The sequence below is a fragment of the Fulvivirga ligni genome (assembly GCF_021389935.1).
Lineage (GTDB): Bacteria > Bacteroidota > Bacteroidia > Cytophagales > Cyclobacteriaceae > Fulvivirga > Fulvivirga ligni.
This window is the reverse complement of record NZ_CP089979.1, coordinates 1,721,683-1,748,329: the sequence shown is the minus strand read 5'-3', so window position 1 is coordinate 1,748,329 and position 26,647 is coordinate 1,721,683. Positions and strand designations below refer to the sequence as shown.

Annotated in this window: 17 protein-coding genes; 9 read left to right on the top strand and 8 right to left on the bottom strand. The window is 39.5% G+C overall.

The features are described 5' to 3' along the window. Positions 1-74: 74 nt before the first annotated feature. Positions 75-1,904: a family 43 glycosylhydrolase gene (locus tag LVD16_RS07870; RefSeq protein WP_233773378.1), complete on the top strand. Its 1,830-nt coding sequence runs from the start codon at positions 75-77 to the stop codon at positions 1,902-1,904. Between the two features lie 141 nt (positions 1,905-2,045). Here the strand turns inward: LVD16_RS07870 and LVD16_RS07865 are convergent, their stop codons facing one another. The 3 genes from LVD16_RS07865 to LVD16_RS07855 all read right to left on the bottom strand — a co-directional run bounded on the left by LVD16_RS07865 (position 2,046) and on the right by LVD16_RS07855 (position 4,836). Continuing rightward, positions 2,046-3,308 (bottom strand): carbohydrate-binding protein, encoded by a 1,263-nt coding sequence (locus LVD16_RS07865; RefSeq protein ID WP_233773377.1) that lies wholly within the window; start codon positions 3,306-3,308, stop codon positions 2,046-2,048. 170 nt (positions 3,309-3,478) lie between these two features. Beyond that, complete coding sequence (locus LVD16_RS07860) at positions 3,479-4,390, bottom strand: ribose-phosphate diphosphokinase (RefSeq protein ID WP_233773376.1); 912 nt, start codon at positions 4,388-4,390, stop codon at positions 3,479-3,481. A gap of 14 nt (positions 4,391-4,404) precedes the next feature. Then, complete coding sequence (locus tag LVD16_RS07855; RefSeq protein ID WP_233773375.1) at positions 4,405-4,836, bottom strand: hypothetical protein; 432 nt, start codon at positions 4,834-4,836, stop codon at positions 4,405-4,407. A 383-nt stretch (positions 4,837-5,219) separates the two neighbouring features. Between LVD16_RS07855 and LVD16_RS07850 the strand changes: the two genes are divergently transcribed. Next, positions 5,220-5,528, top strand: a complete 309-nt coding sequence (locus LVD16_RS07850) for a hypothetical protein (RefSeq protein WP_233773374.1) — start codon at positions 5,220-5,222, stop codon at positions 5,526-5,528. Here the strand turns inward: LVD16_RS07850 and LVD16_RS07845 are convergent. Further along, complete coding sequence (locus tag LVD16_RS07845) at positions 5,525-6,628, bottom strand: fatty acid desaturase family protein (RefSeq protein ID WP_233773373.1); 1,104 nt, start codon at positions 6,626-6,628, stop codon at positions 5,525-5,527. The two genes, LVD16_RS07850 and LVD16_RS07845, sit on opposite strands and share 4 nt — an antisense overlap. A 275-nt stretch (positions 6,629-6,903) precedes the next feature. Next, complete coding sequence (locus LVD16_RS07840) at positions 6,904-7,554, bottom strand: pyridoxamine 5'-phosphate oxidase family protein (protein WP_233773372.1); 651 nt, start codon at positions 7,552-7,554, stop codon at positions 6,904-6,906. An 84-nt stretch (positions 7,555-7,638) separates the two neighbouring features. Between LVD16_RS07840 and pdxR the strand changes: the two genes are divergently transcribed. After that, positions 7,639-9,093: a MocR-like pyridoxine biosynthesis transcription factor PdxR gene (gene pdxR / locus LVD16_RS07835; RefSeq protein ID WP_233773371.1), complete on the top strand. Its 1,455-nt coding sequence runs from the start codon at positions 7,639-7,641 to the stop codon at positions 9,091-9,093. Here the strand turns inward: pdxR and dnaA are convergent. Next, on the bottom strand, positions 9,090-10,514 hold the full coding sequence (dnaA, locus tag LVD16_RS07830; RefSeq protein WP_233773370.1) for a chromosomal replication initiator protein DnaA: 1,425 nt from the start codon (positions 10,512-10,514) through the stop codon (positions 9,090-9,092). The genes pdxR and dnaA overlap by 4 nt on opposite strands. A 271-nt stretch (positions 10,515-10,785) precedes the next feature. On the opposite strand from dnaA, the gene LVD16_RS07825 reads away from it, so the two are divergent. The 4 genes from LVD16_RS07825 to LVD16_RS07810 all read left to right on the top strand — a co-directional run bounded on the left by LVD16_RS07825 (position 10,786) and on the right by LVD16_RS07810 (position 19,248). Further along, positions 10,786-11,916 (top strand): methylmalonyl-CoA mutase family protein, encoded by a 1,131-nt coding sequence (locus tag LVD16_RS07825; protein ID WP_233773369.1) that lies wholly within the window; start codon positions 10,786-10,788, stop codon positions 11,914-11,916. Continuing rightward, positions 11,916-14,045, top strand: coding sequence for a methylmalonyl-CoA mutase (gene scpA / locus LVD16_RS07820; RefSeq protein WP_233773368.1), 2,130 nt, complete (start codon positions 11,916-11,918; stop codon positions 14,043-14,045). Before LVD16_RS07825 ends, scpA begins: the two co-directional genes overlap by 1 nt. A 120-nt stretch (positions 14,046-14,165) precedes the next feature. Continuing rightward, entirely contained in the window at positions 14,166-18,413 is a 4,248-nt protein-coding gene (locus LVD16_RS07815) for a CHAT domain-containing protein (protein WP_233773367.1), read from the top strand. A 13-nt stretch (positions 18,414-18,426) separates the two neighbouring features. After that, positions 18,427-19,248 carry an ion transporter gene (locus LVD16_RS07810; protein ID WP_233773366.1) on the top strand — a complete coding sequence of 274 codons (822 nt, stop codon included), beginning with the start codon at positions 18,427-18,429 and terminating at the stop codon, positions 19,246-19,248. Here LVD16_RS07810 and LVD16_RS07805 read toward each other — a convergent pair. Beyond that, positions 19,243-23,274, bottom strand: a complete 4,032-nt coding sequence (locus tag LVD16_RS07805) for an AAA domain-containing protein (protein ID WP_233773365.1) — start codon at positions 23,272-23,274, stop codon at positions 19,243-19,245. The genes LVD16_RS07810 and LVD16_RS07805 overlap by 6 nt on opposite strands. A 110-nt stretch (positions 23,275-23,384) precedes the next feature. After that, on the bottom strand, positions 23,385-24,290 hold the full coding sequence (locus LVD16_RS07800; protein WP_233773364.1) for a helix-hairpin-helix domain-containing protein: 906 nt from the start codon (positions 24,288-24,290) through the stop codon (positions 23,385-23,387). 216 nt (positions 24,291-24,506) lie between these two features. On the opposite strand from LVD16_RS07800, the gene hemA reads away from it, so the two are divergent. Both hemA and LVD16_RS07790 read left to right on the top strand, forming a co-directional pair. Further along, the gene (hemA, locus tag LVD16_RS07795) at positions 24,507-25,778 is read left to right on the top strand and encodes a glutamyl-tRNA reductase (protein ID WP_233773363.1); all 1,272 of its coding nucleotides are present in this window, start codon (positions 24,507-24,509) and stop codon (positions 25,776-25,778) included. Between the two features lie 70 nt (positions 25,779-25,848). After that, positions 25,849-26,619, top strand: a complete 771-nt coding sequence (locus LVD16_RS07790) for a S1/P1 nuclease (RefSeq protein ID WP_233773362.1) — start codon at positions 25,849-25,851, stop codon at positions 26,617-26,619. The last annotated feature ends 28 nt before the right edge of the window (positions 26,620-26,647 follow it).

Sequence of the window (26,647 nt, the reverse complement as noted above, 5' to 3'; positions counted from 1 at the left end):
GCTTTACCCATTACCCTCGCAGGTATGCATTAAAGTACTTAGCTTTACATCAGAACTAAGGCTAAATACTGAAGATGAATTTATTAAAAAGGTCTGCAGCACTATGCATATTAGCAACAATAGCTGCCTGCACATCAGAAACCAAGCAAGAAAAAGAGAGTACTGAGGAGAATGTAAAAAGCCAGACTTTCGACCCTTACTGCAACCCTGTAGACATAGACTACAGCTATATGTCGCACTACGCATACAGAGGCGTTTCATATCGCTCTGGCGCCGATCCTGCGGTAATCAATTACAAAGGAAAATATTATATGTTCATCACCAGATCTCATGGTTATTGGGTATCTGATGATATGAGCAACTGGAAATTTATAAAACCACAAAGCTGGTATTTCAATGGCAGCAACGCACCTGCTGCAGCCGTTTTAAATGATGAAATCATTGTATTAGGAGACCCATCAGGGCACGGAGCGGTAATTAAAACTGACAACCCTGAACTGGGAGATTGGAAAACCACTTACAGCGTAATACCTATTGGCATTCAAGATCCTGATTTATTTGTGGATGATGATGGTAGAGTTTACTTATACGAAGAGTCTTCTAACCTTTACCCATTAAGAATGGTAGAGCTTGATCCCAATAACCACTTTGTGCCCGTTGATGAAGAAAAGGATCTATTCAAATTACACCCAGATGAGCACGGCTGGGAAAGATTCGGGCAAGACCACAAATCAGATATAGACCCATATTTAGAAGGGCCATGGATGACCAAGCACAATGGAAAATATTATTTAGAATATAGCGCCCCGGGCACCCAGTGGAATGTTTATGCAGATGGTGTTTATACTAGCGACAGCCCTTCCGGCCCATTTGAATACGCACCATACAATCCTGTGTCTTACAAGCCAGGAGGCTTCCTAACTGGCGCAGGTCATGGAAGCACTGTAAAGGACAATCAAGGTCATTATTGGCACTTTGCCAGTATGCCTATATCGGTGAATTACAAATTTGAAAGAAGAATAGGCATGTTCCCTGCCGGATATGAAGGCGAGCAAATGTATGTAAACACTGCTTATGGAGATTATCCTCACTACCTACCACATGTGGAGCTAGAAGACAATAAGAATAGATTTACGGGCTGGATGCTACTTACCTACAAAAAGCCTGCAACCAGCAACTCTACCTTAAAGAACGTGGAAAGAAAAGTGGTAGATGAAAGTGACACAGGCTACATGCTCGAGCAGGAAGAGGCGAACTACTCACCAGCCATGGTCACTGATGAAAACATCAGAACCTACTGGGTAGCAGAAAACAGCAGCGATTCGATCTATTTGCAGGTAGATTTAGAAAAGGAAATGACGATAAATGCAGCTCAAATCAATTTCCAGGATTTCAATTCAAACATTTTTGGAAGGCCTGATACTTTAACAACGCAATTTACCCTTACCTACTCTTTAGACGGCAAAGAATGGAAAACCATGGCGGATTACTCTAACAATAAAAGAGATCAGCCCCATGCTTACATTGAGTTAGCAGAACCTGTTAAAGCCAGATATGTAAGATATAATAATGTGCACATTCCACATCAATACCTGGCCATATCAGATTTCAGGCTTTTTGGAAAGGGATTCGAGCCTGCACCTGCGCAGCCAGTCAATTTCTCAGCCACCAGACAGCAAGACAAAAGAAATGCTGATTTAAAATGGGATGAGTCAGAAGGCGCGTTGGGTTATGTAGTTTACTGGGGCATATCAAAAGATAAGCTGAATAACTCAGTGATGATCTACAAAAAGAATAGTTACGAACTGAGAGCCCTTAATATAGATCAAACCTATTATTACCAGGTAGAAGCTTTTAGTGAGAATGGCGTTTCAGAAAAGAGTGAGATTTTGACAACTGAATAAATAAAAGAAGCTGTTCAAAGTAACACATAATTAAGATTGAGGCACTCGAAATGCTCATTATTATAAATAGAGAAACATTTCGAGTGCATCAATACAACATTAATTAATCTGCCCTTTACTTTTTAGGGCAGCCTTTTCTATCTAATTTCCCCACCAATTCAAATTCCAACCTCCGGAAAAAGCCTTGATAGCTAAATTTTGCTGACCAGCAGGCAAATACACTGTATGCGAAACAGTAGTCCAGTTTTGCCAACCACCTGTGTTAGGGATATTTACCGAGCCATAAACAGTGCCACCGCCATACGACTCAAGCTGTAAAGTACCACCTCCATTGGCACTGGCTACTCTATAATTAATGGTGTAATTTCCTGCCTGTGGCACATTCACAGAATAAGCCATCCAGTCACTAGCATCAATATACCCTACATTCTGACCTCCTTCAGAACATGACTCAGTTTCTACACCATCCATATTGAAGTAATTTTCAGCTTCTACTCTTGGAAAACTCCCACCATTCCCACCTCCGTCAAGTTTCGACCATTTCAGATTATCGAAATAAATGTAACCATCTTCGGGAGACATCCAATAATCCTGACTCCCACCTCTGAAGGTATGAAAAGTAATTTCTCTGACTAACCTCTTCGCATCATTGGTAGTCCAGCGAATAGGCATACTAAGCACGGTTTGCCCATTAATCTTTAGCTCACAAAGACCATTTGTACTAGATCCTGTATTACTTTTCACATGCATATAAACATGATACCAGGTTCCTTTATTAATGTAAAAGCGCTTACCAAAATCATCACCATATTGCCATGACTGATCCTTGTAATACACATAAGGTTGCAGATAAACCGAGCCATTGTTATTATACCACATCATTCGTAAGGTGCCACCATTTCCATCCCAGCCCGGATCTCCACCTGTGTTACCATCTCCAATGTGAAAACCAAAGCCTACCTTACCTCCACGACTCCAGTCAAACTGACTATGAAACATAACATCGTACTCCATTTCATATTCCTCGCCATCCGGCACATCTATGTTTACAATGTTACCTCCTGCACCTGAGAGTGCATTTTTAAGCAATGTCACGCGGCAACGGCCATTAGAATTAAAGCACCGGTCCTCACGCCAGTTGCCACGAAGGTTTCCAAAATCCTCCACAGCCTCATTATAACTATAGGTATCATGAGCACGATTATCCCAGTTCACCACGTGATTATCAAATAACCGGGCATTCGCAGACTGTTTGTCTTCGGGAAATTCTCCCTCAACTATCACATTATCACCAGAGTCTTGCACTGTAGGCTCTACAGAGTCAGATTTACAGCCATAAATCATTATGGCCAAAAATATATAGGGCAGCATCAATCGATTAGAATTTAATATTCTGATTTTCATTTGTAAGTTGGTTTAGGTTAAAAATAAATCAGTAGCATTTGCCACTACCTGAATTTAACTTACTTCGATTGATAAAAAGATATGATAACGAGGCCCCAGGTGAGTTTTGTACGGACGCACCCCTTCCTACGAACTATTTTAGACCTGTAAAATAAAAGGATCTGTTGTTTTTAGTGGGCCACCACTTGATTCACAAGATCACAGATACTTCTGACCTCTAGAAAATCATCTTTAATATTCATTACATTAGGATGAGTATCGCAGGCAATAACCTTTTCAATTATACCACTGGCCTTCAACTTTTCGAATCCGTTATTAATAAAAAGACCATGAGTGGTAATTACAAATATCTTATCAGCCCCGGCCTCTTTGTAAACTTTTGCAGCATTGATAATACTTCCTCCAGAGCGGATCATATCATCATAGATCACCACATTCTTCCCGGCCACATCAGCATTCACCGCACTTATTTCGGTATGGTCACCCTCTAAACGACGCTTCAAAACAAAGGCAGCATTCACCCCCAGGTCATTAGCTAGGGACTCTACCCATTTAGCTCTGCCCGCATCAGTGCTGGCCATCACAAAATTATAGCCCCCATACTCCAGCGCAGCTTCTAAAATAATGGGCTTGCAGTACACATGAACCGCACGAATATTATTCTCAAAGTAATGAGGAGTGCCCTCTGTATGTAAATCAAAAAGAAAAATGCGATTGCCTTTATAACTATTAGGAATGCAAGAAAGAAGTCTGGCACGAGTTTTAGCAGTAACTACCTCACCCATTTTCACACGCCTTTCCATGGTAGAATATCCGAAATAGGGCACCACCAATCTTAGCGAATTGGCACCCATACTTACTATAGTAGAAGCCAAATCATAGATTTCTAAAGTAGCCTCATCATTTATAGTGCCCCCTATTAATACCACATTTCTATCCTCTACATCAGTAAGAATTCTTTGATACCTTTCACCATCAGAAAACTTTTTCACCTCCACCTCACCAGCTTCCAACTGATTCGAGTTTAAAACTTTCTCTGCCAGATATTGATAATCGGTAGTATGGAATAGGATCTTTTTCATAGAATTAGGAATCATTATTTTAGACTAAACTGCTCGCTCTTCATCAGATCAAGCACTTCCCGCCAATCTTCCAAAGGATCAAAACCAGCTTTATCTTCAAAAAGCACATTAAAATAGGGCTTTCGCTCATAATATCCATATTTCTGGCTTTCAACCTCAGGATTTTCATTTACATAATCGAAATGAATATCATGAGATTTGAAAAAATTCACATAGTTATCCAGCTCATGCGGGTGTGAGCAAGTATAGAGAATACAAACCACATCATCCCTTTGGGTGATCAGCTGCAGAGTTTCCTTAGCTAATGGATAAAAATCTGTAGGAATCTCCTTTGTAGACCAGTTAGGTTTTATAATGGTATCATGAATATCAAAGGCCCAATATGTTTTATCCCACCCCTTATTCTTAGCATGTTGAAATGCCTTTACTATCGCTCGTGTTATCATTTTAAATTATCTCTCCAAAGGCAACCTATTACTCACCCTTCCTTTAATGTAAAAATCTGACATCGGATCTCACTTCCAACATGAGAGTATGAAAGCGGTCCAAAGTATTCAAAAATACATTTTTCTCATTGCTTTCAAGCCATCAAACAGTCACATATGCCATTTAGTTGACCCTATTCATACATTAGTAATAATACGAACATAATATTCACTTAATAAAACTACCGCTTGTGTAAATTACATAATACATATTTTTATTATAACGAATTTGGGCTACCTTGTTCAAGTTCAACCCTATTAAATGTACAAACGGAGACCAGTAACCATTTAAACGGGGCGTGCCGAAAAGCCTTAAGAGTAGGACCAACTTAATCACCTAACCGATGCCTATTATCAGAAATATAGACTCTCTGACTACCGATCAGATTAGTCAAGAGTTAAAGAATGGGGGCAAATTTGTCACCTTTCAGTATTGTATTTCCATACTAATACTTACCTACAAAAAAACCAGCGATATTTATTTTATAAGATCAGGAGAATCCACCACCAAGCACAGCATAGGATTTACTTTGCTTTCAATATTTTTAGGTTGGTGGGGCCTGCAGGGGCCTACCCACACCATTAATTCTTTACATTCTAACTTAAATGGAGGGGTAGATATTACTGAAGAAATGCTCAAACAATATGCTTAAGCCCTAACCGGCTTAAGCACCATTTCTGCTTCTTTACCAAATTTTCTCAGCATTCTATAATGAGAGGCCAATGCACCGCCAAAGGTCTTATTCTCATGATAAGGCACGCCGTGTCTATGAGCTACGCGCTCCACAATTTTTGATATTTCAGGATAATGAACATGACAAATGTTCGGGAATAAATGGTGCTCTACCTGAAAATTAAGACCACCGCAGAAAAACTTAGCCACCGCACTCTTTCTTGAAAAGTTCGCCGTAGTCATCATCTGATGAATAGCCCAGCTTTCATCTACCTTACCCTCACTACATGGCTCCGGAAAGTCTGTCCCTTCTACCACATGAGCAAGCTGAAACACAAGACCAAGCACTAACCCTTCTGCCCAGTGCATCATAAAAAAGCCAATGATAAACTGCCACCATGTAATATCCATCACTATTAAAGGCACTACAATAAAGACAGTGTAGTAAAGAATTTTATAGAAGAATAAATTAAAGTACTCCTTTTTAGGATGATTGGAATTATCAGTATACCCTATCTGCTTAGCAAAAAACTTCACATAATCTTTTCGAAAAACCCAAGACAGTGAGGCCAAACCATAAAGAAAGAAAGCATACAAATGCTGATACCTCATCATAGGTTTCATTTCCTCCTGTGGAGAAAGACGTACTAAACCTGGAGCCACATCTAAGTCTTCATCATGCCCCGGAATATTAGTGTAAGTATGGTGAACCTGATTATGAGTAATCTTCCACACATATGCATTAGCACCTATCAAATTAAATGACAGACTTAATATTTCATTTACCTTTCTCTTACCAGAGTAAGACCCGTGTATAGCATCATGACATACATTGAATCCGATAAAAGCCTGCACCATTCCGAGAACGATGGCTAACAGAAGATTCACATACATATTAAATCCTCCCAAGACGATTAAAAGATAGAATCCTACAAGGGCGGATAAGAAGAAAACCGTTTTCAATACCATTTCGGCATTGGCGTGTTTCCCAATATTATTTTGCTTGAAATAATTATCAACTTCAGTTCTTACTTCCGCATAAAAACCCGGATTTTTCCGGCCATTAAACTTAATCTTCATCTTGTTCTGTTTTACCTTTCTTCCCCACTAGCCTCGATCAATCGTTTTCTTACTTAAAAGGGTGATTGGTTGATACGAATCAATTTCAGGAGAGCATTAACAACTCATAAAAATCATAAAAAATTCCTGAAACCAAAATATTAAAAAATTGTTTAGATTTATAGACTAAAAGTAATGGTAATCTCAGTTATAACATAACTTTCGATTGCTTTTCTATAAAAAATCACGCCTTAATACAAGATGATACTTATATAATATTAGTGCACAGATATAATTTAAGAACTTTTATAAAAGTTGACTACCGAAGTAGGCAACTCCCCCTTACTACAAAGCTCATCTGTTATAGGTTCCATAGCTTGTAATTTAAATGGAATTACTCCTGCCCATACATCAAGTATCATATCCTCTTGATCATCACCAGGGCCTCCTTCACGAATTTTTGCCGATGCCTGCTCAATATCGATAGCGAGTACCGAAGTTGCTTTTAATTCCTTAGCACTTGGAGGCCTCACCTCAGACCAGCGACCATTGATAACCTGATCAGAGATCACTTCCAAAGCTCTTATTTTATCTTCCTCTGCCACCAATTTTGCCTTGCCAAAAACCACTACAGAGCGATAATTAGCTGAATGATGAAAAATAGAACGAGCCAGTACAATACCATCCACATGAGTTACAGCAAGCGAAATATCAAAACCATTCTGCAAATTTTTGATCATTCTGCTGGTAGTAGCACCGTGCAGAAAAATAGTATTACCATCTCTGCCATATAATGTGGGTATTATAAACGGCTGACCATCAACAACAAAACTCACATGGCACATAAATGATGAATCAAGTATGCGATAAACTGTTTCTTTATCATAAGCGCCTCTTTTAGCTACTCTTTTTACCTGATTTCGGTGATTTACTTCGTAAGAATCCATTACATATTTTATTAAAGTACGTATCAATAATAAAATAAAATTGGATTACCTTAAGGCTCCATTTTTAAATAAACAGATGGTCCAATGATATTTCCATGGAAGTCGGCACTCTCAATTGATAAAAGCAGAAATACACCTGTTTATCTGCAAATTGCCAATCAAATAACGAAGCTCATTTTTAACGGCAATCTTTCGAAAGGGCTAAAAATGCCAGGATCTCGAGCTTTAGCAGATGAACTTCAGGTAAATAGAAAAACTATCATTCAGGCTTATGACGAGCTTATTGCCCAGGGCTGGCTCTTCACAGATACCTCAAGAGGCACCTTTGTAAGCAACAAACTACCCTTATTAGAAGCCAGAAAGCTTGAAGCCACACCACCCCATGAAGTAAAGCAAGACACCATTGATCATAACAACTATAACTACATTCCATCATTCAAATCAAAACCCAAACAGTTTATAGAAATAAATGACGGGTCACCAGATCACAGGCTTGCTCCTATTGATTGGATATATAAGGAATGCAGATCCATCGCCAGGAGCAACTACGGAGAGCATCTACTGAAATATGCAGATGTTAAGGGAGATATAACTTTACGAACTGAACTAGCCCAATACCTCAGCGAAACCCGAGGCATGCCCGTAACCCCAGAAAATATCCTGATCACCAGAGGTAGTCAGATGGGCATATTTCTATTAGCTACCACACTGCTGGCTCCCGATAAAACTGCAGTAGTAGGCAACACCAGTTATGACGCCGCCGACTGGACCATTCAATATTCCGGGGCTCAACTGATGAGGGTGACCATAGATAACGAAGGTCTCAATACCGACGAACTTGAAGCTCTATGTAAAAAACAAAAAGTGAGTCTGGTTTACATCACCCCACATCATCATTTCCCCACCACAGTAACCTTATCCAACGAAAGGCGGATTAGACTACTAGAGCTTTCCATCAAGTATAATTTCCTCATTATAGAAGATGACTACGACTATGACTTTCATTACAATAGCAGCCCTCTCCTACCACTTGCCAGCTTAAATCTTGGCGGCGCACATGTAGCCTACATAGGCTCATTCAGTAAAATTTATGCACCCACAATCCGGGTTGGCTACGTAGCGGCAAGCCCACAACTGATAGAATCTCTATCCAGAGCACGCAGAATTGTTGATCGTCAGGGTGACCAGATTGTGGAGAGAGTTATAGCTGAAAGCATAAAATCTGGTGAGCTAGACCGTCATTTAAAAAAGGTAATCAGGGAGTATTCTCATCGGAAGGACCATTTTTACAGACTGATGCAGCAACATCTTAAACCTCATGCTGATTTCGAAATGCCCGAAGGTGGCATGGCCATATGGACCATCTTCAAAGATCAGCTGAAACCTCATGAATTATTAGAAAGAGCCAATGAAAGAGGATTACATCTAAATGTAGACAAAAAGCATGTGAAAGAGCAAAACGCTATGAGACTAGGATTTGCTTCATTAACACCATCAGAAATGGATAGGGCTTTTGATATATTGAAGGAGATTATTTAAACCGCTTTCATTTTGAGCTTTTTTCTCAGCTCTTCTACTTGAGATTTGAAAGGGGCGTTAGTATCCATCATATCATTCACTGACTGTACTGCATGTATTACAGTACTATGATCTCTACCACCGAAGTGATAACCAATGGACTTCAAAGAATGGTTAGTATATTCCTTTGAAAAATACATAGCCACCTGACGTGCTATTACTATTTCCTTCTTCCTTATTTTATCCTTGAGTGAGTCTACATCTACCTTAAAGTATTCGCTCACAGTTTTCTGAATGTAGTCTATACCTACCTCAGTTTCTATATCATGAACAATATTCTTCAAAGTCTGCTTTGCCAGCTCCAGATCAATATCTACCCGACTTAAAGAAGCATGCGCAATAAGTGAAATAAGCACACCTTCCAGCTCTCTGATATTGGTATCTACGCTATAAGCCAGATATTCAATTACATTTTCAGGAATATAAATACCATCAGATTGCATTTTACGCTGAATAATGGCAATTCTGGTCTCATAATCAGGCTGCTGTAAATCTGCAGTAAGTCCCCATTTGAACCTAGAAAGCAACCTTTCCTGAAGACCTTTAAGATCTCTCGGAGGGCAGTCACTAGTCATCACTATTTGCTTACCTGCCTGATGAAGGTGATTAAAAATATGGAAGAAAATCTCCTGAGTTCTTTCTTTGCCTGCAAGGAACTGAACATCATCAATAATGAGGATATCAACTTGCATATAGTAGTTTTGAAACTCCTGAATCTTATTATTTCTCAGGGCATCAATAAACTGATTGGTGAATTTCTCAGAAGACACATATAATACAAAGCTGTTTACTTTGTTATTCTTTATCTCATTTCCAATGGCTTGCACCAGGTGAGTTTTACCAAGGCCAACACCGCCGTATAACATCAATGGATTGAATGAAGTAACACCAGGCTTCTGAGCCACTGCATAACCAGCAGATCTTGCCAACCTATTGCAATCTCCCTCGATGTAAGAATCAAATGTATTATTCGGATTTAATTGAGATTCCTGATATAAAGAATCTACGGACTTCAGCTGGAATGGAGACACATAATCATCCTTAGTTCCGTTAGCATTGAAGTTGCCGTTTTTAGGAGCAGTACGATTCGGCAGGTTTACAGATAGTGGCTGACTCTTGCTATTACCTCTATCTACGATAACCGAATATTCCAGACGTGCATTTGGCCCCATCACAGAAGTGATCGCCTTCTTTAGTACATGCACGTAGTGCTCTTCTAACCATTCATAGAAAAACTGACTAGGCACCTGAATTGTGAGTACTTCATTCGCACATTTTAGTGGAGATATCGGCTTGAACCAAGTGTTAAAACTCTGCTCAGCCACGCTCTCTTTGATTACCCGCAGGCAATCCTCCCATACTGATTCACATTCAGTGCTCATGTATTGCTAATCTAATAAATAGAATGGTTTAATAATTTCGCCTTTTAGAGAAAAGGGTAACAAATTTGAGAAAAAAATCACGAACTTAAAAGAGACCTATAGCTCTATTTTACAAAGAAATTTTTCCGGGTATTTTTTCTTCATGCGAAAGACACATATTATATTATATATATTCTAACCTTAATTTTTACAATTTCATCGGTTATCGTACATAACTGTTCAAGTTAATTAAAAACGGGTAACTTTACCAGATAACCTTACATAGAAAATCATGAGTAATCGACATAAGGAACTATTCAAAGATTTCAAGTCTAATTCTAAAGATGAATGGCTGAAAGTCACAGAAAAAGACCTCAAAGGGAACAACGTTTTTGAGCAGTATTCGTGGCAACCAGACCCTAAAATAACCTTAAATCCTTACTATGATAATAGTGACATCACTTTTAAACAATCTCACTTTGATAATAGGCTTTTTAACAATAGAGAAACGAACGGCGAGTCGAGATATTGGGACAACTTTCAATTATTAAAAGTAAACTCTGAAAAAGAGGCCAATGAAATTGCCCTTGCAGCACTCAACAACGGTGCGACAGGAATTATTTTTGATCTTGAAAAAAACAAGATTGTCAACTTTGATGAACTGCTAAAAGACATACTTCCCGCCTACTGCAACATCTCTTTAATGCTTTCAGAAAATGCTAAAACACACCTTAACAACTATGTAAGTTTTTTAGCTGATTCTAACTTTAAAGCCGAAGATATTGTAGGCCTCATAATGAGTAGCAATAGTGATGAGTACCTAAGCAACACAAATCTGGAAGCATTTCCGCATTTGAAGAGCATACAAATTGAGCTACCGTCAGATCTAAGCTTTACGGAGTCAGTAGCTCATGGCCTCACATCGCTGGTGCACACCATCGAAAATCTTACTGATGAAGGCGTTACCAGCCAGCAGATATTTGATTCTTTGTTTATAAATGTCCCTCTTAGCACAGGGTATTTTGAGGAAATCGCCAGAATCAAAGCGATAAGACGCCTGGTGTATCAAATAGCTCAGGCTTATGGACATGAAAGCTTTTTACCAGAAGATTTATATATTTTAGGCACATCTCACGCATGGAACAATGAAGCTTATGAGCCACAAGCTAACCTACTCAAGTCTACCACAGCCTGCATGGCTGCCATCATTGGTGGATGCAATGGTATTTTAATAAAACCTTCTGATGAGGATAGCTCGCTACTTAAGCGCATGGCCGTGAACACAAGCCTGATTTTGAAGGAAGAAGCTTATTTAAACAAGGTGAATGATCCTGTAGCAGGATCTTATTATTTGGAAACACTTATTGACCAAATAAGCCAGCAAGCGTGGACCGAGTTTCAATCTAAATTGAACGAAGAATAATGAAGCCAGATTTCGATAAAATAAAATATAACCAGTTTAAGCCTGAAGCGAAAGATCTTTCAAATCAGCCCACCTGGCAATCAGCTGAAAAAATAGAGGTAAAATCAGGTTATTCAGAAGCTGATTTTAAAACACTGGAACATACTAATTATAGTGCAGGCATTCCGCCTTATTTAAGAGGACCATACAGTACTATGTACGCAGGACGGCCCTGGACCATTCGTCAGTATGCCGGTTTTTCTACCGCCGAAGAATCTAATGCCTTTTACAGACGAAACTTGGCCGCGGGTCAAAAAGGTCTGTCTGTAGCCTTTGATCTTGCCACACACCGAGGGTATGACTCAGACCATCCGCGAGTAACCGGAGATGTGGGCAAAGCGGGAGTAGCAATAGATTCAATCCTGGATATGAAGGTGTTATTTGACCAAATACCACTGGATAAAATGTCTGTTTCTATGACTATGAACGGTGCTGTAATTCCAATTATGGCCTTTTACATAGCAGCTGCAGAAGAGCAAGGGGTAAAAAAGGAGGACTTAAGCGGTACTATTCAAAATGATATCTTAAAGGAGTTTATGGTGAGGAACACCTACATCTACCCTCCTTTGCCATCCATGAAGATTATCGCTGACATATTTGAATATACTTCTCAGAATATGCCACGCTTTAACTCCATCAGTATCAGCGGCTACCACATGCAGGAAGCTGGTGCCACTGCTGATATTGAGCTAGCCTATACCCTTGCCGATGGATTGGAGTATATTCGAGCAGGGATAAAAGCAGGATTAGATATTGATGATTTTGCTCCCCGACTATCCTTTTTCTGGGCTATCGGTATGAATCATTTTATGGAGATAGCCAAGATGAGGGCTGGCAGATTACTATGGGCAAAACTCGTAAAGCAGTTTAATCCTAAAAATGACAAATCATTAGCACTTCGCACGCATTGCCAAACCTCTGGTTGGAGCTTAACAGAACAAGATCCATATAACAACGTGGCAAGAACCTGCACTGAAGCTTTAGCCGCAGCACTAGGACACACACAGTCTTTACATACGAACGCCCTTGATGAAGCAATAGCTCTTCCCACAGATTTCTCTGCGCGGATAGCTAGGAACACGCAGCTTTACCTTCAAAAGGAAACCAATATTACTAAGGTGGTTGATCCCTGGGGTGGCTCATATTATGTAGAAAGCCTCACAGATGAGTTAGTTCAGAAGGCTTGGTCTTTAATAGAAGAGGTGGAAGAGTTAGGAGGTATGGCCAAAGCTATTGAAAGTGGCCTTCCTAAAATGAGGATTGAAGAGGCAGCTGCAAGAAAGCAGGCTAGAATAGATTCAGGGAAAGACATAATAGTAGGTGTAAATAAATACCAAACTGATGAAGAACCTGATTTCGACATATTGGAAGTAGATAACACCAAAGTTCGTGAGCAGCAGATCAAAAGATTAGAGGAGCTTAAAGCGAACAGGGATAAGGAAAAGGTGGCCGCTGCATTAGAGAGAATTAGCAGAATAGCTTCAGGAGAAGAGAAAGGCAATTTACTGGAAGCTGCGGTTGTTGCTGCTAGAGAAAGAGCCTCATTAGGTGAGATATCTGATGCTATGGAAAAAGAATTTGGAAGACACAAAGCCACCATCAGATCAATTTCAGGCGTATATTCAGAAGAAGCAAAAATGGATAGCAACTTTAAAGAAGCTAAGGCACTTTCAGATCAGTTTGCTGAGCTGGAAGGAAGAAGACCCAGGATTATGGTAGCCAAAATGGGCCAAGACGGACACGACAGAGGTGCTAAGGTAATAGCCACAAGCTTTGCAGATCTGGGCTTTGACGTAGACATTGGACCATTATTCCAAACACCTGAAGAAGTGGCCAGACAAGCCACTGAGAATGATGTGCATGTGATAGGTGCTTCAAGCCTGGCAGCAGGGCACAAAACGTTGATCCCTGAACTCATCCAGTCTCTTAAAAATCTGGGTAGAGAAGATATCATGGTAATAGCCGGTGGCGTAATACCTCCAAAAGATTATGACTTTCTATATGAAGCAGGGGTTGCTGGTGTATTTGGTCCGGGCACTGTTATAGCCAAGGCAGCCAAGGATATACTCAACAAATTGCTTGAAGAATAGAGGCTTAGCCACTAAAAAAGTAGAATTATAAAGTTTTTTTTACTAACTAGTATTTTGGTTAGGGAGGTGTTTTATGCTTAAAATTTTGCACCGTCTCGTTGGCTCCTAAACGATTTTTTTATGTTACGCTACACAAATATTAAACCCCTTAAAGGCTTACTTACGGCCACTATTCTTTTTGCATGTTTTTTCGCCACCCCAACTTTAGGTCAGAATTGGGATAAGAGCATAGAAAAAGCGGATGAAAGCTACGAAGAAGGTGATTACGCCAAGGCTATTAAGGACATAGAAAAGTTTAAGAAGAAGCTAACCAAAAAGGAAAAAGGGCCCAACAACTTTCTAGTTATCTACTATTTAAGAATGGCTCGCTATCGACTGGCTCAGGGTGAGCTGGCGAACTTTGAGGAGTATTTAGAAAAAGCCATTACTTTAAGCGAAGAAGCCAACAGCAACGGCAGCCTGGAACACGCTGAAAATGAGCTGGAAATTGCTAGAATTTACATTCAATATGGCAATTACCTGAAGGCCCAGGAGCAATTAAATTCAGCTGAATCCTCATTACAAACTTCCGGCAATTTAAATGATAATATTAAAGCTGAGCTTGATGCTGTAAAAGCTGAGATCCTGTCAGGACAAGGGTATTATAATGAAGCCATCACCTTGCTAAACAGCCTGATTGAAAGCTACCAGACTGTACAGGTAAATAAAGAAACCTACGTAGAAGATGGGAAGATTAAAACCAGAAGGCTCTCCGATGAAGAAATAGAGGCTCGACTGGCCACTTTTGCTCACCTTTTAACCCTGAAGGCTAACACTTTTAGAAAAAAGGGGAATTACATTAGCGCTGATAGTGCCTTCATTAAGGCAGAAACCTGGATTAGCGATAACCTGAGTAGAACCAGTGCCTATTACGTTGAAAATCAATATCTCTTTGGACAATTCCTCATAGAAAATGGCTTGGAAGCCAAAATGCCGAAAGAAACCAGGTTTGACAGAAGCCTCAGCCAGATCTTAAAACAGCACGAAGAATCTCATTATTTGGCATTTGACCTGTACCAATCCTTGTTAAAGCAGTACCTAAAGGAAGAAGATAAGAGTAAGTATAGAAACGTAAAAGTGGAATATGAAAAAGCCATTAAGAGAAATTTCAAACGTTCCAGCCTGCATTACATCAATCTGGAAACCATAGAGTTTGATTCCAAGCTAGCTCATAATAATACCAGAAATTTAGCCATTAAAGCGGCTTCTATAGTTAATAACACTCAAAACCTTCCTAAAACACATAAAAAGACTATTGAGGTACTGGAGTTCCTTTATCATCTGGCACTTCAGGAGGAGAACTACCCCGCTGCAGAACAAAACCTTAGCGATATACTTGAGATCAAAGCTCAGCTTTACGGCACGAACTCCCCTGAGTATCATCTTGGAAAAATTGAACAAGCCAACTATTATCTGGATTATACCGATCGTATAAAGGAGGCTGAGAACATTTACAATGAAAGCTTTTACGGCGTAGTCGAAAATCAAATCAGTTCATGGCATAAAGATTACATAGAAATTCTTAACCACATAGCGCTACTCTACGCCAACACCGATCAGTATGCAAAAGCTAATGAAACGCTGGAAAAAGCTAAAAATACAGCTCGGGCAAAGTTTCAGGATACGGATCCCGCTTATGGTGTAGAGCTCAATAATATTGCTAAGCTAAATATAGAATTGGGCGCCTATGAAGAAGCTGCTGATAATATTAATCAATCTCTTACCATTTTGGAGGAGAAAAGAAAAGACGAAAGATACGTACTGGATTATGTAAATGCACTAGAAACTAAAGCCGACTTAAGAGCCATCCAAGGTCTTTTCGATGAAGCCGAAGATCTCATATCTGATTCAAAAAAGTGGGTGAGCCGAGCTGAATTAGAAAGCAACTACAATGACCTGAACTCTGCTGAGAAAATGGTGGACCTTTATATGACTCTCGGAGAATATTCGGATAGCAAAAAGCTTTTGGATAAGATCATCGCGAGCTACAAAAAGAGGTTTGGAGCCACCTCCAGAAGATTAATTGGTCCTTTAGTGAGCAGCGGAAAGCTGGAATTAATTAAAGGAAACTATCCTGAGGCTGAAAAATTCGCTAAAACAGCCTTTGATCTGTCAGTAAAAACCTTTGGAGAAAACTCCACCAAAACCTCTCCTGCTCTTATTCTTTTAGCTGAGGTTTATACCAGCATTGGTGATTATGAAAAAGGTGAGCAAAACATAAAAAAGGCCATTGATATTGAAACCAAGGAGTTTGGAAAGCAACACATAAAAGTGGGTAAAAGCCTAAGCCAACTAGCCATTATTAAATTTTATGATGGTGATGATCTTAATGAAGTTGCTAAACTTTTGGAGCAAGGTAAAGAGATTATCCTCAACAAATTGGGCGATAAAAACCCGCAATATGCAAACATTCTTACAGAGCAGGCCAAGGTTTTTATTGCTCAAAAGAAATACGTAGAAGCTTTCGTAGCCTTAAAGACTGCGGAAAACATTTGGGAAAACAAGGTAGGCAGTAGAAACAACATTAATGCCGCTGGTATCTACACGCTTACTGGCGATATCTATTACTATCAAGGAAAATATGATCAGGCAGAAGAGCATTACAATAAGTCTAAAAAGCTTTACGAAAAGTTCTTCAACCGCAATCATCCTGAATATGTAAAAGTACTTTCCAAGCTTAGCAAAGTATACTACATGGAAGGCGACACCAAGTCTAGCAGAAAGTACATTGAAGAAGCTTTGGCCAACTACAGAGCATTTATAAAAACCTATTTCCCAGCACTTAGTGAGCGTGAAAAAGCAAAATATTGGAACACCATAAAGCCTGATTTTGAGTTCTACAACACCCTTGCCTTTAAGCTTAAAGATGAAGATCCTGATATCATAGGCGAGGTATTTAACAATGCACTTTTAACTAAGGCCATTTTATTAAACTCTTCCATTAAGATTAAAGAGAGGATCTTAAATAGCACTGATGATGAATTAAAAGGAGTGTATAATTCGTGGATGGAAAAGAAGGAAAGTCTTACCGATGCTCTCTCCATGACAAATGAACAATTAGCTGAAAATCAGATAGATCCGATTGTTTTATCTCAGGAAGTAGAGCGATTAGAGAAAGAGCTTAGCCAGAAATCACAGCTATTCAGCTCCAGCATAGAAGAAAAAACCATTGAGTGGAAACATGTTCAGCAGGCTCTTAAGGCTAATGAAATAGCCATAGAAATGGTGAGGTATCGTTATTTCGACAGGGTATTTACTGATTCAGTGGTTTATGCCGCCATGTATATTAAGGACAAGAGCAACCAGGCTGAGCCGAAAGTTATCCTTATAAACAACGGTCATGATCTTGAGACTAAGTATTTCAAATTCTATAGAAACAGTATTTTATTCAAAATCAGAGACGAATATTCTTATAAAAAGTATTGGGAGCCTATTGAGAAAATAGCTGGCGCCTACCCTACCATTTACTTATCAGCCGATGGGGTTTACAACCAGCTCAATCTGGAGGCTATTCCAACCCCTGACGGAAAATATGTAATCGACAATTCTAACATTATTCTGGTAAGCAACACCAAAGATCTTTATTTAAGGCAGGTAACTACTCAACTTGTTCAAAAGGAAAAAAGGGCCACCATGTTTGGCAACCCAGAATTCTATACAGCATCAGCCTCAGGTAGTATCAATCAGCTTCCTGGTACGGCCAAGGAGGTCAGTTCATTAAAATCATTATTGCGCACAGAAGGATGGACTACCAATTCTTACACAGAAAAAGAAGCCCAGGAAGAGCAAATCAAGCAGCTGGATAACCCTAAAGTTTTCCATATTGCTACACACGGTTTCTTCACACCTATTAAACAACTAGAAGGCACTGACCAAATCACTCGAGGTGAAATGCAGGTGAATGAAAACCCTTTAATGAGAACTGGGTTACTACTTACAGGAGCTGGTGATCTTCTAAACAAAACCGCTTATAACTACAATCTGGAAAGTGGCATTCTTACCGCTTACGAGGCTATGAACCTCAACTTTGACCAGACAGAATTGGTAGTTTTAAGTGCCTGCGAAACAGGCTTAGGCGAGCTTGAAGTAGGCGAAGGAGTATATGGATTACAAAGAGCTTTCCTGGTAGCTGGCGCTAAATCACTGATTATGAGCATGTTTAAAGTGGACGATGCCGCTACTCAGGAGTTAATGACCAACTTCTATAAAAACTGGATTGAAAAAGGAAACACAAAAAGACAAGCCTTTGTGGATGCTAAAAAAGAACTTCGTACAAAATACCCAGACCCGATCTATTGGGGTTCTTTTATTATGATTGGCTTAGATTAGTTTTGTGACATATATGACTGAAGAGAACACGCAAACCCAAAGCTGGAGGTATAAATTACATGAAATCATCTTTGAGGCCGACACCTTTTGGGGTAAAGCTTTTGATGTAACACTGCTGGTAGCCATTTTACTAAGTGTGCTAGCGGTTATGCTGGAGAGCGTGGCTCATATCAAAGCTGAGCATGGCGAACTGCTATATGTCATTGAGTGGTTCTTCACTATTCTGTTTACGCTGGAATATATCGCTCGGCTACTGGTAGTTACCAAGCCATGGAAATATGCCTTCAGCTTCTTCGGACTTATAGACCTCTTATCCATAGTACCTACATTTCTGAGCTTATTCTTCGTAGGTGCACAAAGCCTTTTAGTGATAAGAAGTTTTCGCCTACTCAGAGTTTTCAGAGTCTTTAAACTAGGGAGATTTATGGGTGAAGCCACCCAGCTCACAACGGCTTTAAAAGCCAGCAGAGCCAAAATCATAGTATTTATAGGTGGTGTCTTTGCCATGGTAGTAGTGCTTGGCACCATGATGTACATGATAGAAGGAGGTAAAAATGGTTTTACCAGCATCCCTAAAAGCATCTATTGGGCAGTGGTAACACTTACCACGGTTGGGTATGGAGATATTGCTCCTCATACTACCTTAGGACAAACGCTTGCCACACTAATTATGATTTTAGGATATGGAATTATAGCTGTTCCCACAGGTATTGTTTCAGCAGAAATGAGCCAGCAGAAACATCATCCGGTAAATACTCAGTCATGCCCGCACTGCAGTGCCGAAGGACACGACATTGATGCTGCATATTGTAAAAAGTGCGGTGGCAGATTATGAGTCTTTCTTAGCCATGTTATGATTTACAAATCGGTAAATCAACTCATGTACCTGCTCTCTGTTGCTCCAATACTCACGGCTATAGATACCTTTAAAATCCCACTGCTTTTTACTCAGCACAAAAGGCGTATAAACATGAAGGTCTTTCACTGAAATACTTTGATAGTAAAGATCATCATCTGTGATAATAAGACCAAGGTGTTCATCATCACTCTTTACGGTAAGATCTGCAAATGGCAATTCCTCTTCCAGAGTGAAGACATCACCACGGGTAACGTTCCATTCCTTTAGTTTCTTCTTCAAATACCACTCTGAATGATGCTTTTTCTCAGGGTAAGGTGAAGGCTTGAACTCACCCTCAGAAACCTTCCATGCATATTCAAGATAAGATTTCAACAGCTTAGGGCCTTCATTTTTAGTGTCCTCTACTTTTAGCTGCTGAGGCATAATGCTACTCACAACCATTATTTTTTCACGGGCCCTTGTTACTGCCACATTTAGCCTGTTCTCTCCGTTGGCAGCATTTAAACTACCAAACTGCATCATCATTTTACCATCAGCGTTCGGGGCATAGCCTGTTGAGAATATAATGATGTCTTTCTCATCACCCTGAACATTCTCAATATTTTTCACAAACCAGTTGGCAGGAATGATTTTGCCCGTATCAGCACATCTTTGATCCAGATGATCTAAGATAAATTGCTGCTGCTTAGCATTAAATGTTACTACTCCCACATCTTTAAATGGCGTACGATCAAGGATATCAAGAAGTACATCTACCACTTTCTCGGCCTCTATCGCATTGACGTTGTTCTCCCAAACACCATCTAATTTAATGTACTTAATAGCCGGTTCATTATTATTAATTACATCATAATCAGGCAGAAGTCTTAAGTTCCCACCATAAAAATGACGATTAGAAAAGTCTATCAGATCCAGTGACTTACTTCTATAATGACCTTGAAGCTGAATGCTCATCAGATACTGACTTCCCAGCTCCAGTAGTGAATCTACTTCTAATGCCGTATCCAAATCCTCATCCTCCTCTTCGTAGCGGACATGATAGAGATCATTAGGCTTTAGCTGCTTGTCATCACCAGCAATTACTATTTGCCTTCCTCTATACATGGCAGGCAATCCTCGCTCTACAAAACACTGAGAAGCCTCGTCAAAAATGACAAGATCAAACATTTCACGCATCGGGAACATGGCAGAGACAGACTCTGGTGACGCCATCCAACATGGAATGAGCTTGAATAATTCTTCATAGTGCTCAGCAATAAGCTTACGCAGTGGCCATATTCTACGCTTTTTAGTCACCTGATGATGTAAATCTCTGTAAGTGACCATGTTATTTAATCTGTTGTACTCCAGATTTTCATAAGTCCGCTCACGCGCACGAAGGAGAAGCATGTCATTACTTACGTTCAGCTTCTCTCGCACATTATTTTGTAGCTCTGCTTCTAACTTCTGGAATTTAAGGGATGAGACAGACCTCAAAATAGGATACTTAGTTTCAATATGTTCAATCCAGGCTATTCTTAAGCTATTTTGAAAAAGCTCTTCCACAGCCTCCACACTTGGCTCCTTCACCTCATCGATAACCTTATCAATGACCTGCATTTCCTGCAAAGTCATCTCATTCTTCAACTTATCGTATTCACAAAGGGCATCAAAATCCTTCTTCAGCACCGCCATCATTTCAGCACCTCGTTCAGGATAAGATAATAATGTACTCACCTGCTTTGGCGTGAGGTAAGTTTCCCATTCTACTCTCTTAGCAGGTATATCTTTAGTGATGCTGAAGATAGCTTCAATTTTCTCCTGCAGCTCTGCAAATGAAAGCTTCTGCACATTAAAGTACTCCTTGAAATTTCTGAGAGAGTTAAAGATCAACTTAGCTTTAACAGAGAGCTTTTGAAGGTGAAACCAGTTTTGGATATGTATTTTTTCATAAGTGGCCGGCACAGCTGTAATCCAATTACGCTGCTTTAATTTGGTGAGATTATGCTCCAGGTTCAGCCTGTTATCAATTTTCTCCACCATTATATTAAAGCCATCTCTGTTACCCTTCAGCCCGTTAGCCACAAGAACCCTTTTAATTAAGGCCTTATCTTTAGAGAATAGCTTCCACTGTAAAAGCCTGAATATACTTCTACGAGCTACCAAATTCCTCTGAAGTGCTTCCTGGAACCTTCCCAATTGATCAGCAGGCAAGGTTGTTTCAGGGCCAGCACCGCGATAGCATTCTACCAGCACCCTTTCCGTATTCGATAGCCAAAGATTACTTGTTTCATCATCAGGATATGACATCATGTGCCTGAAGTACTCATAGGCTTTTGGGTTCTTCAGAATACCCAGCATTTCAATAATGAATTGCCTTTTCTGCAATATCAATTCAGCATCTTCAAAGCTCCAGCGTTCGCCAATCACAGCTTCCAGCTTGTCAGAAATCTCCTCCTGATAGGCAGGGATCTCCTCCAAAATAGTCATTAACCTTTGCTGATCAGAGATTTTGAAATGTTCGAAAGACCTGCGTTCACGCCACACATATTCAGTTTTATTGAATCGCTCAGCATATTGCGCATAATAATGAAGCTTATTGATAAAGGCTGGTAGATCTTCAAACCTAAAGTGTGTGTACTCCTGCTTTAAGTTAACCGTAGGCTTTTCCACATCTGATGTAAGGTAAAGCTCCTTCACGGCAACTCCACATTCGCTCTCATCAAAAAGGGCGAATTTAAACTCTTCCATTTCTTCAATAATCTGGTCTATCCTGCGACTAACCTGAAGAAATTTTCTTTCCAACTGTATTGCATCCAAGCCATTGTTACGAATTTTATAATCGTCAATTCGTTCTATTTGCTTGGCTATTTTATGATATATATCTTTTCTATCATTTCTAAAATCATGCACCAAACCGAGGAAATCGTTCATCTCCTTCTCTTCCATCCTGTTGTATACCACATCCAGAGCAGCCCTTTTCTGGCACACCACTAATACCTTCTTGCCAATGGCTATATGGTCAGAAATGAGATTACAAATAAGCTGTGACTTCCCTGTTCCCGGAGGGCCTTGAACTACAATGGAATTACCCTTCTTAATGGCTTTTAGCGCATTTTCCTGATAGGCATCCATCTTGAAAGGTGTGAAAGTCTTCTCCTCCTCTACGCTATTGAGAAAATAATAGTCCGGCCCCTGCTTTTCATTTTTCTCGAATGGTGATCTGTTTTCAAAAAACTGCTCAATATCCAATACATGGTTATTCCCAATGAGGTGCATATAATCAGGCACCAGATAAGAGCCTGCCTGAGGAAATATCCCCAAAACAGCTTCAGGATATAATTTAAGCTCTCCTATCTTTTCATTATCGTCAAAATCTGCCTTTTTAAACTCTTCAAAGTTTTGAAGGACATCCTGAAAATTATCCTGGTTAAAGTTAATCTCTATCGCACTATCCTTGAAAAGCTGATATAAAGCCGTTCTAAACACGGTGCTATCCGTATCGAAGTCCTCCAGGTTTCGTTCCAGAAGTTCATCTGGGATTTTCACCTTATTATAATAGGAGTAAGCCAAAAGAAAGGACTTGTTCAATGTAACACCGGCATCATTCCGTGGCTGCATGCGCCAGTGATTATTTACCAGCTGAATTTCTACAGGAAAAAAAAGCAAGGGGCACCTGATCAGCGTACCATCCGCCAGCTTTCCTCGGAGGAACGGCCAGCCTACATAAAGATCCTTTGAACCACGCTCATCATATATAAACTTATCAGCACGATTAATCTTCTTGAGCTTTCTGCTCACCACGTTCACCTCCTCATCTCTACTATCCATTTGCGCGCAAAGGGTGAGCGATTTACCAGCTATCAGCGACTCAATAATCTCAAAAGAACCTCCTTTGGTAACGAAATTAAAGTCCTGAATGTCCAGGTATTGCTCTGATGGTAAGCGAAGTAATAATAAAGACCGGTTATTAGCAGTGAGATTGGTAAGCCGGTTTAGATAAGATTTAAGCAGATCGTGCATATTACCCTAAAGAAGCGAAAATTACCGATAAATTTTAAAAACTAGGTGTAAAATTATGTCTTGATTAGAGATGTGTCTTTAGAATCTATTTTATAAATCCTGAAATAATACTAAAAGCTTACATACCTAGCTATTTTCTGAATGGTCAACGAATCAAGCAGCTTAATGTTATACAATTCGTCCAAACTGTGTAGCTCTCCGTGCTGGTAGCGATAGTTTATAATAGCCGAAGCATGCTTTTTCCTTAAGTATGGATGTTTAGAAAGATCATACTCACTGGCCTTATTAAGGTCCAGCTTAGTAGGATCAAAGCCCCCAGAAATAAATATTGACGTATCCAGACCTTGGAGCACTTCAGACTTAAGTCCATAGACCTCTTTGAGCTGCTCTTTATTTACATATCCACCAAGTACATCTCTATATTTTATAATTCTATTGGCATAAGCTGTACCAATTCCTCTTAGTCTTTTTAGATCAGTAGAGTCTGCCTTATTAATATCAAATTTTGCATAAGTCCGTTTTTCGGGTTTACTCCCACTATCATACGGCCTTATAAACTCCTTCTTCAAAGGTGCTTTGGCCACTTTTTCAGGAAATTGAGCGAATGGCAACAAACGCTCTAACTCATCATCATGAATTCCATAAACTTTCTCCAAATCGCTCACTCCTTTAAATTCGCCTCCTTTTTGCGTATAATTGGTCCAGTTTTTAGCGGCATATTTATTCACCCCAAAATCAAGCAGCTCAGCATAGGTAATATTGTTAGGATTGAAAGGAATTATTTTCCACTCTCTTTGTTTAATATCTGGACTTGAGGAATCTATTTCTATTTGAGCTATGAGTTCATCCAGTTTCGCAGAGTCATTAGGATGAGTCACATCTGGAAGCAAGAGCTTGTAGATGGATGGTATCATGATGATAAATAGCGTAAGGGGAAGAAAAATAACTATTCCATTGGCTTCCACTCTGGATAAACCAAAGGAAGATCGGGCCCAGCGAATTAGTTTCTTTTTCATAAATTGAAATTATATTAGTTTTTCAAGTTGATAAAGCAGATTTTGCTGAAATACTGACATTAGTAGTTTACTAAACTGATTCTTATCAGTATTTATATGATGGAATTCAGGTAGATTTGAAGATGGGCTTTTTCATTATTTAAAAGAGTTCTAAATAACTGACTAGTTTTCAAAGTATAGTTATACTAATTAAATTTGCGAACGAACTAGATAGAGATGCAGGAAAGTTTTAAAGTACTTGGTTTAACATTTAAAGATACTCCTATTAACATCAGGGAGCGTCTTGCGTTAGATGAAGCGCACATTAAGCAATTATTGAGATACATTAGTGAATATTCTACCGCTAATGATGTTTTAATATTATCTACCTGCAACCGCACAGAAATCTATTATACTTCAGAAACAGACCAAAGTGATGCTATTTTACAAGGTATTGCCTTACAAAAAGGTATTGCTGTTTCTCTCATAAAGGATTTTTTCAAAAGCCAAATTGATCATCACCAGGCCGTGAAGCACTTGTTTAGAGTAGCCATGGGTCTTGACGCTCAGGTAGTGGGTGATCTTCAAATCTCTAATCAGGTAAAAAGAGCTTATCAGTGGAGTGCTGATGAGGATATGGCAGGTCCATTTCTTCATAGACTTATGCACACCATTTTCTTCACTAATAAAAGAGTAGTGCAAGAAACACCATTCAGAGATGGTGCTGCTTCGGTTTCTTATGCTGCTAAAGAGCTAGCAGAAGATATTACCAAAGATATTCGTGACCCTAAGATATTAATTTTAGGCCTTGGAGAAATTGGTAAAGATGTTTGCCGAAATCTGGTAGGTTCTAAATTTTCTGAAGTTTATATCACTAACCGTACTGAGGAAAAAGCTCAGGAGCTTGCATTAGAATGCAACTTCAAGGTATCTCCTTATGATCAGGTATTTGAGGCAATACAAAATGCAGATGTAGTTATTTCATCTATAGCTTCAGATAAACCTTTCATTACAAAAGAGTTAGTAAACAAGCTAGATATACTTTCCTTTAAGTTCTTCATAGATTTATCTGTACCAAGAAGTGTAGAGATGAACATTGAAGATGTACCTGGAGCGTTAGTATACAACATTGACAATATTCAAAGCAAAACATCTGAGGCTCTTCAAAAAAGAATAGCTTCTATTCCGGATGTAGAGCGCATCATCAATGAGGCCATTGCTGAATTCAACAACTGGTCTAAAGAAATGCTGGTATCTCCTACCATTAAAAAGCTGAAAAATGCTTTGGAAGACATCAGACAAGAAGAGATAGCACGATTCCTGAAAAATGCCGATGCTAAAGAAGCCAAGATCATAGAGAAGGTAACTAAGAGCATGATGCAAAAAGTGATGAAGCTGCCTGTACTTCAGCTTAAAGCTGCTTGCCAAAGAGGTGAGGCTGAAACACTTATTGATGTACTTAATGATCTTTTCGACCTGGAAAAACAGTCGACAGAGGTTAAAAAATAACCCCATCTTCATATTACTTTAATCTTCCTTACCTACATTTGGAGGTATTAATAATTAATAAATCTTTAGCATGAGAAAGAAAGTAGCGTTTATCTTATGCCTGTTTATATCTTTTCAGGTATTTGGGTGGGGTATGACGGGTCACCGTGTAGTTGGTTATGTAGCTGAAAAGCACTTATCAAAAAAAGCAAAGAAACATCTTGAAGAAGTACTTGACGGAGAGTCACTCTCTACCGTGAGCAACTGGATGGATGATATTAAGTCTGATGACTCCTTTGATCACACCCACGATTGGCACTGGGTAACTATCCCTAACGGAAAAACTTATGAAGAGGCAGAAAAAAACCCTGATGGCGATATCATAGCCACTATTGAAAGGGTAATTGCCGAACTTAAAAAGGGTGGTTTAAGCAAAGAGCAAGAAGCTCAGAACATTAAGATGCTAGTGCACCTTGTTGGAGACATTCATCAGCCACTACATGTAGGCACAGGTGATGATACCGGTGGAAATGCTGTAAAGCTAAAGTGGTTCTGGAATTCATCTAACCTACACAGCGTGTGGGATAGTGGTATGATTGATTCTGAAAACTACAGCTACTCAGAGCTTGGAGATGTAGTGGACCATGCCACCAAAGAAGAAATTAAAAAATGGCAAAGCGCTAGCGTACGTGATTGGGCCTATGAGTCTATGGAGCTAAGAAATCAGGTATACGATTTGCCTAATGAGGAAAAGATTAATTTGAGTTACGAGTATCGTTACAAAAACTGGAAAACAGTGAAACACAGATTAGAACAGGCAGGTATTCGCCTGGCAGGTGTTCTTAACGATATTTATGGTTAAGAGATTGAAAAGGGTAGTCTTCGCAGAC